General features: G+C 64.5%; 11 protein-coding genes. 10 read left to right on the top strand and 1 reads right to left on the bottom strand.

Annotated features, from left to right (window positions below; translation table 11 throughout):
• Window positions 1–67: 67 nt before the first annotated feature.
• The 7 genes from Q8O69_RS00100 (at window position 68) to Q8O69_RS00130 (ending at window position 9,243) form a co-directional block, all read left to right on the top strand.
• On the top strand, window positions 68–1,669 hold the full coding sequence (locus Q8O69_RS00100; RefSeq protein ID WP_305588843.1) for a 5-guanidino-2-oxopentanoate decarboxylase: 1,602 nt from the start codon (window positions 68–70) through the stop codon (window positions 1,667–1,669).
• Window positions 1,670–1,810: 141 nt separating this feature from the next.
• Window positions 1,811–3,151, top strand: a complete 1,341-nt coding sequence (locus Q8O69_RS00105; RefSeq protein ID WP_305588844.1) for a cytosine permease — start codon at window positions 1,811–1,813, stop codon at window positions 3,149–3,151.
• Between the two features lie 48 nt (window positions 3,152–3,199).
• Window positions 3,200–3,937, top strand: a complete 738-nt coding sequence (locus Q8O69_RS00110; protein ID WP_305588845.1) for an MBL fold metallo-hydrolase — start codon at window positions 3,200–3,202, stop codon at window positions 3,935–3,937.
• A 42-nt stretch (window positions 3,938–3,979) separates the two neighbouring features.
• On the top strand, window positions 3,980–5,419 hold the full coding sequence (locus Q8O69_RS00115) for an aldehyde dehydrogenase family protein (protein WP_305588846.1): 1,440 nt from the start codon (window positions 3,980–3,982) through the stop codon (window positions 5,417–5,419).
• An 85-nt stretch (window positions 5,420–5,504) separates the two neighbouring features.
• Window positions 5,505–6,578, top strand: a complete 1,074-nt coding sequence (locus Q8O69_RS00120) for an FAD-dependent oxidoreductase (RefSeq protein ID WP_305588847.1) — start codon at window positions 5,505–5,507, stop codon at window positions 6,576–6,578.
• 324 nt (window positions 6,579–6,902) lie between these two features.
• Window positions 6,903–8,408: a methyl-accepting chemotaxis protein gene (locus tag Q8O69_RS00125; protein ID WP_371136028.1), complete on the top strand. Its 1,506-nt coding sequence runs from the start codon at window positions 6,903–6,905 to the stop codon at window positions 8,406–8,408.
• A gap of 151 nt (window positions 8,409–8,559) precedes the next feature.
• Window positions 8,560–9,243, top strand: a complete 684-nt coding sequence (locus tag Q8O69_RS00130) for a type 1 glutamine amidotransferase domain-containing protein (protein ID WP_305588849.1) — start codon at window positions 8,560–8,562, stop codon at window positions 9,241–9,243.
• A 79-nt stretch (window positions 9,244–9,322) separates the two neighbouring features.
• Here Q8O69_RS00130 and Q8O69_RS00135 read toward each other — a convergent pair whose 3' ends face one another.
• Window positions 9,323–10,552, bottom strand: coding sequence for an NADH:flavin oxidoreductase/NADH oxidase family protein (locus Q8O69_RS00135; RefSeq protein ID WP_305588850.1), 1,230 nt, complete (start codon window positions 10,550–10,552; stop codon window positions 9,323–9,325).
• A gap of 77 nt (window positions 10,553–10,629) precedes the next feature.
• On the opposite strand from Q8O69_RS00135, the gene Q8O69_RS00140 reads away from it, so the two are divergent.
• The 3 genes from Q8O69_RS00140 to Q8O69_RS00150 all read left to right on the top strand — a co-directional run bounded on the left by Q8O69_RS00140 (window position 10,630) and on the right by Q8O69_RS00150 (window position 12,409).
• Window positions 10,630–11,046: a MerR family transcriptional regulator gene (locus Q8O69_RS00140; RefSeq protein WP_305588851.1), complete on the top strand. Its 417-nt coding sequence runs from the start codon at window positions 10,630–10,632 to the stop codon at window positions 11,044–11,046.
• 123 nt (window positions 11,047–11,169) lie between these two features.
• On the top strand, window positions 11,170–12,141 hold the full coding sequence (locus Q8O69_RS00145) for a hypothetical protein (protein ID WP_305588852.1): 972 nt from the start codon (window positions 11,170–11,172) through the stop codon (window positions 12,139–12,141).
• A 94-nt stretch (window positions 12,142–12,235) separates the two neighbouring features.
• Entirely contained in the window at window positions 12,236–12,409 is a 174-nt protein-coding gene (locus tag Q8O69_RS00150) for a hypothetical protein (protein WP_305588853.1), read from the top strand.
• Window positions 12,410–12,466 lie beyond the last annotated feature (57 nt).

Genomic DNA, 12,466 nt, shown 5'->3' on the forward strand with positions numbered 1-12,466 from the left:
CAGCGGCTCGCGGGCATGGGACTCGGCGTCCCCCCGCTCCTACAACGACAGCACAGGATTAGATGACATGACCACCTGCGGCGAATTTCTCGTCAAACAACTCGAAGCCTGGGGCGTCGACAGCGTATTCGGCATCCCCGGCGTGCACACCGTCGAGCTGTACCGCGGCCTGCCGCACAGCAACATCCGCCATATCACCCCGCGCCACGAACAGGGTGCCGGCTTTATGGCCGACGGTTATGCCCGCGTCTCGGGCAAGCCGGGGGTGTGCTTTATCATCACCGGCCCGGGCATGACCAATATCCTCACGGCTATGGGCCAGGCCTACGCCGACTCGATCCCTATGCTGGTGATTTCCAGCGTCAACCAGCGCGACCGTCTCGGCCTGGGCAAGGGCTACCTGCACGAGCTGCCCAACCAGCGCGCCATGACCGCCGGGGTTACCGCCTTCAGCCATACCCTGATGAGCGTGGAGGAGCTGCCCGGCGTGCTGGCCCGCGCCTTCGCCGTGTTCGAAGGCGAGCGACCACGGCCGGTGCATATCGAGCTGCCGCTGGACATCATCACCACCGATGCCAGCCATATGCAGCTGGCCGCCAAACCGAGCATCCAGCGCCCGGCTCCCAATCGCGCACTGATCCGCGAAGCAGCAGCCATGCTGAAAAACGCCAAGCGCCCACTGCTGCTGCTCGGCGGTGGCTGCGTCAGCGCCCAGGCCGAAGCCCGCGCGCTAGCAATCGCCCTGGATGCGCCGACCGCGCAAACCATCAACGCCAAGGGCCTGCTGCCGCCGGGCCATCCGCTGCTGCTGGGCAGCAATCAGGCGTTGGTCCCGGTGCGCGAACTGGCACTGGCCGCCGACGTGGTCTTGGCGATTGGCACCGAACTGGGCGAGACCGACTACGACGTGGTGTTCGACGGCAACTTCAAGCTCGGTGGCGCGCTGATCCGCATCGATATCGACGCTCAGCAACTGCAGCGCAATTTCAGCCCAACCCTGGCCATCCAGGGCGATGCACGCCTGGCCATGCGCATGCTGCTGGCCGAGTTCAACCCCGGCGAACCTTGTGACAACAGCCCCGGCGCCATGCGCACCGCCGCCGTGCAGGCGCAACTGGCCGAGGATTTCAGCGGCTGGGCGCATTACCGCCAGCTGTTCGACACAGTGCTTGAGGTGCTGCCGGATGCGCGTTTTGTCGGCGACTCAACCCAGACCGTGTACAGCGGCAACCACCTAGTGGAACTGGACGGCGCGCGGCGTTGGTTCAACGCCTCCACCGGCTACGGCACCCTGGGTTACGGCCTGCCGGCGGCCATCGGCGCCAAGCTGGCGGAACCCTCGCGCCCGGTGATCTGCCTGATGGGCGACGGCGGTATCCAGTTCACCCTGCCAGAGCTGGCCAGCGCGGTGGAGGCCGGGGTCGGCATCATCGTGCTGCTGTGGAATAACGCCGGCTACGGCGAGATCAAGCGCTATATGGAAAAGCGCGAGATCACCCCGATTGGCGTGGATATCTACACCCCGGACCTGCTCGCCATCGCCCGTGGCTTCGGCTGCCTGGCCGAACGCGCCCGCGATCACGCGCATCTGGCCGAGCTACTGCGCACTGCGCCGAGTGACCGCCCGCTGATTATCGAAGTGCTGGAGGCCGCGCCCTTTCATCCCTGAATCAATCCCCGTAGCCCGGATGCAATCCGGGACAGCGTTTCCCGGATTGCATCCGGGCTACGGCCATAACCACAAGAAGCATTACAAACACTGACTGCCGCGTTACCCAGACCAATAATCAAACACCGGGAAGTCGACACCATGTTCAAGAACCTAAGCAGCTACTTCGGGCAGGACGGCCTTGCGCCCACCGCCCACGACCACCGCAGCCTCGGTCTCGGCGGCACCACCGCCCTGTGGCTGGGGGCCAACGTGGTGGTGACCACCATCCTCACCGGCATGCTGCTGGTGCCCGACCTGCCGTTTGTGCAGGCCATGCTGATTGTCCTGATTGGTTCAGCCGTCGGCATTCTGCCGCTGGTGCTGGTCGGCCTGATGGGCCAGCGTTCGGGGCTGACTACCATGGTGCTGGCGCGCGGCAGCTATGGCCCGCAGGGGGCGAAATTGCCGTCACTGGTCAACCTGCTGACCCTGTTGGCCTGGAGCTGGATTCAGGCGCTGCTGGCCGGCATGAGCCTGAACTATGCGGTCGAGCATCTGACCGGCTACTCCAACCTGCCGCTGTTCACCATCCTCTGTGAAACCCTGGTGCTGCTGATTGCCCTGCGCGGCCATCTGGGCATTGAGCGGGTCGAGCGCTGGGCCGCCGTCGGCATGCTGATTCTGGCCGGCGCGGTGTTCTATGTAATGGGGCAGAAGTTCGAATTCAGCAATTTGCTGAGCATGCCGGTGGAGCCACGCAACGAGATCAGCCCCGGCATCGCCTTCGATATCGTCATCGCCACGGCGTTTTCCTGGATTCCCCTGGCCGCCGACTACAACCGCAACTGCCGCAGCCAGGGCGTGGCCGCAGTCGGCACCTGGGTCGGCTATGTGGCCGCCACACTGCTGGCCATGGGCCTGGGCGCCACGGTATCGGGCTTCTCGGTACTCGGCGGGATGGAGCAAACCTACGATCCGGCGGTGCTGCTGGCCGGTTTCGGCTTCGGCTTGCCAGCCGCCATAGTCGTATTCCTCTCGGTGATGACCACCAACGTGATGTGCGTGTACAGCGCCTCGCTGTCGTACCTGAATATCAGCCCGAAGACGCGCTTCTGGAAACCGGCGCTGTGCATCGGCGTGCTGTCGATTCTCGGCTCGCAGATCCCCGGCATCCTCGACAACTTCCAGAGCTTTCTGCTGATAATCGGCAGCGTATTTATCCCGGCCTTTGCCGTACTGATCGCCGACTACTACCTGATCCATCGCGGCCACTACCACGTCGGTGATCTGCTCAGTGAGGACGGTGGGCGTTATCGCTATGTCAGTGGCTTTAACCCGGCGGCCTTCGCCGCTTACGGCCTGGGTGCCGTGCTGGCCTACTACTGGGGCTGGGTTGCGCCACTGGCCTTTGGTGCCTCCTTGCCGGTGTTTCTGATCACCGCCGCCAGCTACGCCGTGCTGCGCCGCTGGGTGCTGGTGCCCAAAGCGCAGCTGGCCTAGGTTGAATAAGCGTGGCGGGCTGCCCCGCCAGCGTGTTGAGGGCCCGAGATGAAAATCGTCACCCGCGAACAATGGTTTGAAGTGCGCCGTCTGGATGACGGCGTACAGCTGATTCACGAGCCCTTTGTGCGGCCCTTCTACCGCTGCAATATGTGGCATGTGCAGGGCCGCGCGCGCGATGTGCTGATCGACTCCGGCTCGGGCCTGGTCAGCCTGCGCGAGCAATTGCCCTGGCTCACCGATAAACCTTTGCTGGCAGTGGCCAGCCATTGCCACTTCGACCATATCGCCGGCCACCACGAATTCCCCGAACGCCTGGTGCACCCGGCCGAGGCCGAGATTCTCGCCGCACCGACCGGGGCCAACACCCTAGCCACGGCCTTTGTCGGCGATGAGATGTTCGAGGCCCACCCGGATTGCCCGCTGTGCTATGCCGAATACCGCGTGCGCGCCGCACCGGCGACCCGGCTGATCGAGGAAGGCGATGTGCTCGACCTGGGCGACCGGGTGCTGCAAGTGCTGCACACCCCCGGCCATTCGCCGGGCGGCATCAGCCTGTGGGAAGCGGCGACGCAGACGCTGTTTTCCGGCGACATCCTCTACGACGGCCCACTGATCGAGGATGCCTACCACTCCAATCTGCAGCACTACGCCCATAGCCTGGCGCGCCTGCGCGAGTTGCCGGTGCGCGTGGTGCATGGCGGCCACTTCGCGAGTTTCTCCGGCGAGCGTATGCGTCTGCTGATCGACACCTGGTTTGCCGAGCACCCGCACTTACACGCCTAAAACCAACCCCCTTTCGTCCTTAAAAGCTGTTCAAGGTGACGCATGACCGCACAACTGTTTATCGATGGCAGCTGGCAGCCCGCCAGCTGCGCAAGCCGCCTGCCGGTGTTCAACCCCAGTAACGGCGAGCAGATCGCCAGCGTCGCATGCGCCTCGGCAGCTGATGTCGAGCTGGCGGTGCAGGCCGCGCGCCGCGCCTTCCCGGCCTGGAGCCAGCGGCCGGCCAGTGAGCGTGCCGAGTACCTGCGCGCCTTCGCCGCAGAGATCGAGGCACGCAGCCCAGCGCTGATCGCGTTGCAGATGCGCAACAGCGGCAAGCCACGGCATGAGGCCGAGCTTGATATCAGCGACGCCATCGCTACCTTCGCCTACTACGCCGAACTGGCCGACGGCCTGGATGCCCGGCAGAACGCCGCAGTAAGCCTGCCGGACAATAGCTACCAGGCCTTTACCCGCCTGGAACCACTGGGCGTGGTCGGGCTGATCGTGCCGTGGAACTTCCCTCTGGTGACCAGCGCCTGGAAGCTCGCCCCGGCCCTGGCGGCGGGTTGCTGCGTAGTGCTTAAACCGTCCGAACTGACCCCGCTGATCGAGCTGCAACTGGGCGAGATCGCCAGCGCCATCGGCCTGCCGGCGGGGGTGTTCAACCTGCTGCCGGGTGATGCCGCTACCGGCGCAGCGCTGGTTGCTCATCCGCAGATCGCCAAGCTGTCGTTTACCGGCAGCAATGCGGTGGGGCGCAAGGTGATGCAGGCCGCCGCCACGCGCACAATGCCGGTGGCTCTTGAGCTTGGCGGCAAATCGCCAATCCTGGTATTCGCCGACAGCGACCTGGACCAGGCGGTGCAATGGATTATCGCGGGCATCTGCTGGAACGCCGGGCAGATGTGTTCGGCCACCTCGCGCCTGCTGGTCGAGGACAGCATCGCCGACGCCCTGCTGGACAAGCTGGCCAACGCCATGGCCGCGCTCAAGGTCAGCGACCCGCACAGCGAAGGCTGCGAAATGGGCCCGATGACCAGCCAGGCGCAACTGCACAAGGTGCTGGAATATTTCGCCATCGCCGAACAGGAAGGCCTGCAGTGCCTGAGTGGCGCGCGGCAACTGCCGGGGCCGGGCTGGTTTGTCGCGCCCACGTTGTACGCCGATGTTCCAGCAGAGAGCCGCCTGTGGCGCGAGGAAATCTTCGGCCCGGTGCTCTGCAGCCGACGCTTCAAAGATGAAGCAGATGCTATTGAGCAAGCCAACGACTGCGACTTCGCCCTGGCCGCCACGGTGGTCAGTGCCGATCGCAAGCGCGCCCTGCGCGTGGCTGCAGCGCTGGAAGCCGGGCATGTGTGGATCAACTCGGCGCAGGTGATCTACCCGCACACCTCCTGGGGCGGCGGTAAAGCCAGCGGCATCGGCCGCGAGCTGGGCCCCTGGGGACTGTCAGCGTTTCAGCAGGTCAAGCACATCACCGTGCCCAGCGCGGACAGTTAAATCGCAACAACCTGATGGGCGACAACCGCGCGCTTAAGTCTTTACCATGCGGGCTCTGTCTCAGCGCAACCCATGGAAGCCCTGCGTGACTCATCACTATGACCTGCTGTTGATCGGTGCCGGCCACGCCCACCTCGGCGTGCTGCGCCGTTGGGCGTTGGTCGAGCGGCCGCCGGGGCGAATCGCCCTGCTCAGTGCCGGGCCGGTGGCTTGGTATTCCGGCATGCTGCCGGGGCTGCTGGCTGGGCGGCATCGGCCGGAGGATTGTCAGGTCGAGTTGCAGGCGCTGTGCCGGGCGGCCAAGGTCGAGTTGATCATCAGTCCGGTGGAGAGCCTGTCCGCCGCCCAGCAACAGGTGCAGCTGACCGATGGCCGAACCCTTAACGCCAGCTGGCTGTCGCTAAATGTCGGCGCGCAAGTTTCTGCACCAGCGCAACAGGGCGATGCCATGCAGCTGTTGGCGGTAAAACCCTTTGCGGAATTTCTCGACGGCTGGCAACAGTGGCAAGCCGCGCCGCAGCCTTTGGCGATTCTCGGTGGTGGCGCGGCGGGGGTTGAGCTGGCGTTGGCGTTGGCCGGAAAAGTGCCGCAACTGGCGCTGTTCTGCGCCGGGCATCTGCTCGATGGTTTGTCTGCTGGCGTACGTCTGCGCGCCCTCGGCCATCTGCGCCAGCGCGGCGTGTGGGTGCGCGAGGATTGCCCGATCAGCCGCATCGAGGACGACTGCCTGTTCAGCGGCGACGAGCCGGTCTGGCGTGGTCAACGCCTGTTGCTGGCCAGCGGCGCCAAGGCCTTTGCCTGGCCGGCACATAGCGGCCTGGGCTGCGATGAGCAGGGCTTTGTGTTGATCGCACCAACGCTGCAGAGCTACACCCACCCGACAATTTTCGCTGTGGGCGACTGCGCCAGCCTGCCCGGCGCTCGCAAGAGCGGGGTGTACTCGGTACGCCAGGGCCCGGTGCTGGCCAGCAACCTCAACGCCGCGCTACGGGGTCTGGCGCTCAAGCGCTACCGCCCGCAACGACAGAGCCTGGCACTGCTCGCCACCGGCGACGGTGGGGCGTTGCTGGACTGGCATGGGCACAGTGCTGGCGGGCGCTTCTACGGGCGTTGGAAGGATTTTCTAGATAAGGGTTTTATTCAGCGCCATCGGCTCTAAACACGAATCACCTGCGACCAAAGTGCCATGGCCGAATGCCGCCATGGGTGCTCGAATCAACCTCCCACCAAAGGTTGGCCGCAGGGAGCGTCACCCGCTATGGTCTATAGATTCGCCGACAGCGGCCGATTGCCTACCCAGGCATATCCAGCTGCACGCACTCCAGTTCCAGCAGGCATGGCCCGCCCACTCCACGGCGGCGCGCCACAGGCAGTTTCTGGTCGTGGTTCGACCAGAATAAAAATAATGAGGTTTGTCATGCGCTCTGCGTTTATTACCTATCCCAAGGCCTGCCTGCTGCATGCCATCGGGCTGGCTGGGTTGATGGTGACGTACCAGCAGATCCAGCTGCCCTGGTTTATCAGCATTCCGTCCTTTCTGCTGCTGGCCCTGTGGCCATGGCTCGGGCCCTGGCAGCGCCAGCATGAAGACCATCCAGCGCCCGCCAATGCGCAGCACGACACGTTCAGCACCCTCAGCCGGAACCTGTCGCGGCACACCTGTCACAACGCCCTGGCCGCCGCCGAAGTGGCGCATGCCGCGCAGCAGCTGGCCGGCAAACTGCAATCGCAACTGAGCGCCACCGAGCAGATCAACCAGGCCGCCGAAGCGATCACCTATACCGAACAGGATAACGCCCAGCGCGCCGAGCAGACCCTGCTGGCGGCGCAGAGCGTGCGGCAGAACAGCAGCAGCGGGCAGCAGGAACTGCGTCAGGCCATCGAGACCATGCAGCACCTGAGCGCGCAGACTGCCACCAGCCGCGAGCTGATTGACGGCCTTAGCGCCCGCACCGAGCAGATCGAGAAAGTCACCCAGGTGATCCAGTCGATTGCCAGCCAGACCAACCTGCTGGCGCTGAATGCCGCCATCGAAGCGGCCCGCGCCGGTGAACTCGGCCGGGGCTTTGCCGTGGTTGCCGATGAGGTGCGCAACCTCGCCGGGCGCACCAGCAGCGCCACCGAGGAAGTCGGGCAGATCGTCAGCGATATCCGCCAGCAGAGCGCAGCGGTGGTCAGCCATATGCAGCAGCAGGCCGAGCAGCTGACCCTGGCCGCGCAGCAGGTCGAGCACACTGGCGAACAGCTGCAGGGGATTGCCGAACTGGCGGTGGACGTGGAAAGTCAGGTCAGCCAGATCGACACCGGCACCCGACAGAACCACGAACGTCTGGCCGAGCTCTCGGTGGCGGTCGGCCAGTTGCGCGGCGATGTCGGCGACAGCGAAGGGCAGACTCGCCAGCTCAGCAGCGCCGCCGAACGTTTAGTCGGCCAGGCGGAAAGCGTCAGCGAACAGCTCGCCGAAGTCGGCCTGGATGACTACCACCAGCGCATCTACGACCTCGCGCGCAGCGCCGCGGCGCAGATTGCCGCGCAGTTCGAAGCAGACCTGCAGAGCGGCCGGATCAGCGCCAGCGACCTGTTCGACCGCCACTACCAGCCGATTGCCGGCAGCTTCCCGGCCAAGTACAAAACACGCTTCGATAGCTACGCCGATCAGGTGCTGCCAGCCATTCAGGAGCCGCTGCTGAGCCAGCACGAAGGTCTGGTCTTCGCCATCGCATGCACCGCCGAAGGCTACGTGCCGACGCATAACAACGCCTTTAACCACCCACCCTGCGGCGACCGCGCCGTGGACACCCTGAAGAGCCGCAGCAAGCGCCTGTTCAACGACCGCACCGGCATCCGCTGTGGCAGCCACCAGAAGCCGCTGCTGCTACAAACCTATATGCGCGACACCGGCGAACTGATGCACGACCTGTCGGTGCCGATCATGCTCCAGGGCCGGCACTGGGGTGGCTTACGTCTGGGTTACAAGCCAGAGCCCTGAGCGCACGCAACACCTCGGCCAGCGGCCGACGGCGTTGCCGCCCACATTTCAGGGCGCTCGACCCGACGCAACAATGTTTTGAATTATCGAGTCTGGCTGGGGTTCTTAAGCTGTAGGCCATTTATCGGCCATCCGCCTCCAAGGACACCCTATGAAGATCCTGCTGGTACTAACCTCCCACGACCAACTGGGCGACACCGGGCACAAGACCGGTTTCTGGTTGGAAGAGTTCGCCTCGCCCTATTACGTGTTCAAGGATGCCGGGGCGCAGCTGACCCTGGCCTCGCCCAAGGGCGGCCAGCCGCCGCTCGATCCGAAAAGTGACGCCGCTGACGCGCAAACGCCAGCCACCGAACGCTTCAAAGCGGATGCTGCGGCGCAACAGGCGCTGGCCACGACGCTGCCGTTGAGCCAGGTGCAGGCCGATGATTTCGACGCTGTGTTCTATCCCGGTGGCCATGGCCCGCTGTGGGATCTGGCCGAGGACCGCACCTCCATCGCCCTGATCGAACGCTTCCAGGCGCAGAACAAACCCGTAGCGGCGGTCTGCCACGCTCCGGGTGTGCTGCGCCATGTAAAAGCGGCCAACGGTAAGCCACTGGTCAGTGGTAAGAAGGTCACCGGTTTCAGCAATAGCGAAGAGGCCGCGGTGCAACTGACCGAGGTGGTGCCATTTCTGGTGCAGGACATGCTTATCGCCAACGGCGGACACTACTCCAGCGCGAACGACTGGCAAAGCCATGTGCTGGTCGATGGGCTGCTGATCACCGGGCAGAATCCATCCTCATCGGATGCCACCGCCGAGGCGCTGATCAAGCTGCTGAAAAGCCGCTAAGCAGCCCGCATCTGTCGCAACACAAGCCGTACCGTGAAGAAGGCTGCCTGATCTGGATAAAGACCGGGCATTTTCCCAACTAGCTGCCAGTCGCCATCAGGCGCTTGTACTGACGGGTGCGCCGCGCGCTTTTCAGTTGTTCCAGCAGCAGCGCGCGTAGCGGCGAAACCCCGGCGTGGGTGTGCTTGCCCAGGCTGAGCTGACGCAGCTGGAATTTCACCACCGCCATATAGGCCAGGGAGGCCAGCGCCTTGTGCTTCCAGCGGATCGGCGCCAGCTCGGCGCTGTTGTACTGCCCGGCCTGCCACTGTTTCGGCAGCGCCGGGTTGATCGCCAAGGCCGTGGCGATCCCGGCCATGGCCACGCCGCTGGCCAATACCTGTTCGACCACTGGCAAACGCCGGATACCGCCGGTGACCATCACCGGCATGGTCGCCGCAGCGGCGATCTCACCGGCAAACTCGAGAAAGTACGCCTCACGCGCAAGGGTTCGGCCGTCGCGGGCATCGCCCTGCATGGCCGGGGCTTCGTAGCTGCCGCCGGACAGTTCGACCAGATCAACATCCAGTTCATTGAGCAGTTGCACCACGCGCTTGGCATCGGCCGCATCGAAGCCGCCGCGCTGGAAGTCCGCGGAGTTGAGCTTTACCGCCACACAGAAGCTCGGTGCCACCAAGGCGCGTACCGCCTTGACCACTTCCAACAGCAGCCGCGCGCGGTTTTCCAGGGTGCCGCCCCAACTATCCGTACGCTTGTTGCTGATCGGCGAGAGAAACTGGCTCAGCAGATAACCGTGCGCGGCGTGGATCTGCACACCGCTAAAGCCAGCCTGTTCGGCCAGCTGCGCGGTACGCGCGAAACGCTGGATCAATGCCTGGATTTCCGCCTCATCCAGCGCCTTGGGCACGGGGAACATCTTCGACAGGCCGCCCAGCTCCAGGGCTACGGCCGAGGGGGCGACGGTCTGCTGGCCAAGGTTGGCCTGCATCTGCCGGCCAGGGTGGTTGATCTGCATCCAGAACTGCGCGCCCTGGGCACGACCGATACGCGCCCACTCGCGGAACTTGTCCAGTTGCCGTTCATCTTCCAGCACCACGCCGCCGGGGCCGGTCATGGCGCGGCGGTCGACCATCACGTTACCCGTGAGCAGCAAGCCGGCACCGCCCTCGGCCCAGGCCTGATACAGGCGCAGCAGCTCGGCGGACGGGCCCTGGTTGGCGTCAGCGAGGTTCTCTTCCATCGCCGCCTTGGCGATGCGATTGGTGATGGTCGTACCGTTGGGCAGTTGCAGCGCTTGGAAGGCAGTCATGGCGTACTCCGGGGTAGCAGGTGAAGCAAGGCTAAGGTTAAAGTCAACTTTAAGGTCAATAGCCCGGAGCACAGATGATGAAAATTGGTGAACTGGCCACCCGCAGCGGTCTGGCCGCCTCGCGTATTCGCTTCTACGAGGCCAGCGGGCTGATCAACGCCCAGCGTCAGGCCAACGGTTATCGCAGCTACACGGAGCAGACACTGCAAACCCTGGGCATTATCAGCTGCGCCCAGCAGGCCGGTTTCAGCCTGGAAGAAATTCGTCGCCTGCTGCCCGATGCCAACCCGCAGGGCTGGGCGCATGAGCAGATGCTCGACAGCCTGCAACGCAAGGTCATCGAAATCGAGGCGATGCAGCAACGTCTGGCGCAGAACAAAGCGCAGCTGCTCAACATCATCGCCACCATCGAGAGCAAACCGGAAGGCATGCCCTGCACGGAAAACGCCGAGCGGGTGCTGGCCAATCTGCGTGACACGCACGCCAGTCAGTAGCTCCATACCTGCCGTCTGCTGCGGCGAAAGCGGCTAGCCGCGCGCCTATACTCAAGCCACAGGGGGAATAACTTCAGCACTCCATTGGAGTAGGGGCTGGCACCCAGCAGGCGGAGGCTTGCCATGTCGAGTCCGCGCGTCGTTCTGCTCGCCCTGCTGCTGGCAGTGGCCGGCTGTGCCAGCAACCCGCCGATTCCGGTAAGCGCGAGTACCTGGCAGCAGGTCGACCGTGAGATCAGCACAGTGTCACGCAGCGCCGCGCAGCAGGCGCGCGAACATGCCCTGCTGTCGATGGAGCAGTGGATGGACCTGGTCTACCAGCAGACCGATGAAGAATTTATCCCCTGGTTTTCCGGCTATTGGACCCAGCAGTGGATGAGCGTCAAGGTTTCCTGGTATCGGCTCAGCAGCGGTGGCGCGAAGGACCCCAGCGTCAAACGCCTGGCCCTGTACCTGCAGGAGCAATACCGCGAGCGCGTGCTGGAACCGGTCGCCGAGACCGACGATCCACAGCAGATCATGGCGCGCAGCACCTGGCTGTACATTCAACATCTCGATGAAAACCTGCCGCGAATTGCCCAGCAATATGACCTGCCGCGCGAGCAGTTTCACCAGCGCCTCAAGGCCATTCCGGCGATCACCCAGGCACCCGGCGCATCGCTGTATGAACTGCTGCACACCAAGCCACTGGCCAAGTTGCCGGCCTATAGCGCCTTTATCGAACGCATCCGCAACGCCCCACGCGGCCTCGGCGACTGGTCGGCGGACCCAGGCATCTCCGACGTGGCGCAACAGACCAGTGAGCGCCTGGTCGAAGACCTCGCGGTCAGCGGCGCGGCCGGTGCCGTGTCGGCGTTGATCGGCGGCCCGGCCGGCACCACCGTGTCCCTTGGCGTGGCGCTGTTTACCGCCGTCTCGCGGGAAAACGCGCGACCGGCCAGCGAGGCGCACTTGCGCAAGAACCTCAACGCCGCCTTCGATGATGAGTGGCTGGGGCTGATGCGCAGCACCGAGCACGGCGTGCTGGCCGGCGTGCATCAGCTGTCCGGGCAGATCGAGCGGGGCCTCTTGGTGCCGTTTCGCTATCAACCATAGGCCTGCCCGTGCCCATGATTGTTTAGCCAGCAGCAATCTGAATATGTGAAAAACACGATTTAACCAACAGTCGCCGGCGTGCGAGTCTGCCGGCATGAGTGAACCGATAGCCAATCTGCGCCGCGTCTTCCGCTTCTGCCTGTGCAAGGCCGAGGGACGTTTCGGCATTGATCGGCTCAGCCCGCTGTTACCGGAAATCCTCGCCTTCTGGGCCCTGTGGCATTGCCGCCACGCACGCCCGCCGGATGCCCTGGCCGCACGCCACTGATCGCCCCGCAGCCAGCAGCCCTGGCTGCCGTCGCTGAGCCAGCCTGGCTCATGCCCT

The organism is Pseudomonas sp. (assembly GCF_030690725.1).
Lineage (GTDB): Bacteria > Pseudomonadota > Gammaproteobacteria > Pseudomonadales > Pseudomonadaceae > Aquipseudomonas.

What these genes read in the sequence shown, in the direction of transcription:
- Q8O69_RS00140 (WP_305588851.1), top strand. Translation starts at nt 10,630, where the DNA reads ATGAAAATTGGTGAACTGGCCACCCGCAGCGGTCTGGCCGCCTCGCGT.
- Q8O69_RS00100 (WP_305588843.1), top strand. Translation starts at nt 68, where the DNA reads ATGACCACCTGCGGCGAATTTCTCGTCAAACAACTCGAAGCCTGGGGC.
- Q8O69_RS00105 (WP_305588844.1), top strand. Translation starts at nt 1,811, where the DNA reads ATGTTCAAGAACCTAAGCAGCTACTTCGGGCAGGACGGCCTTGCGCCC.
- Q8O69_RS00135 (WP_305588850.1), bottom strand. Translation starts at nt 10,552, where the DNA reads ATGACTGCCTTCCAAGCGCTGCAACTGCCCAACGGTACGACCATCACC.
- Q8O69_RS00130 (WP_305588849.1), top strand. Translation starts at nt 8,560, where the DNA reads ATGAAGATCCTGCTGGTACTAACCTCCCACGACCAACTGGGCGACACC.
- Q8O69_RS00110 (WP_305588845.1), top strand. Translation starts at nt 3,200, where the DNA reads ATGAAAATCGTCACCCGCGAACAATGGTTTGAAGTGCGCCGTCTGGAT.
- Q8O69_RS00150 (WP_305588853.1), top strand. Translation starts at nt 12,236, where the DNA reads ATGAGTGAACCGATAGCCAATCTGCGCCGCGTCTTCCGCTTCTGCCTG.
- Q8O69_RS00125 (WP_371136028.1), top strand. Translation starts at nt 6,903, where the DNA reads ATGGTGACGTACCAGCAGATCCAGCTGCCCTGGTTTATCAGCATTCCG.
- Q8O69_RS00145 (WP_305588852.1), top strand. Translation starts at nt 11,170, where the DNA reads ATGTCGAGTCCGCGCGTCGTTCTGCTCGCCCTGCTGCTGGCAGTGGCC.
- Q8O69_RS00115 (WP_305588846.1), top strand. Translation starts at nt 3,980, where the DNA reads ATGACCGCACAACTGTTTATCGATGGCAGCTGGCAGCCCGCCAGCTGC.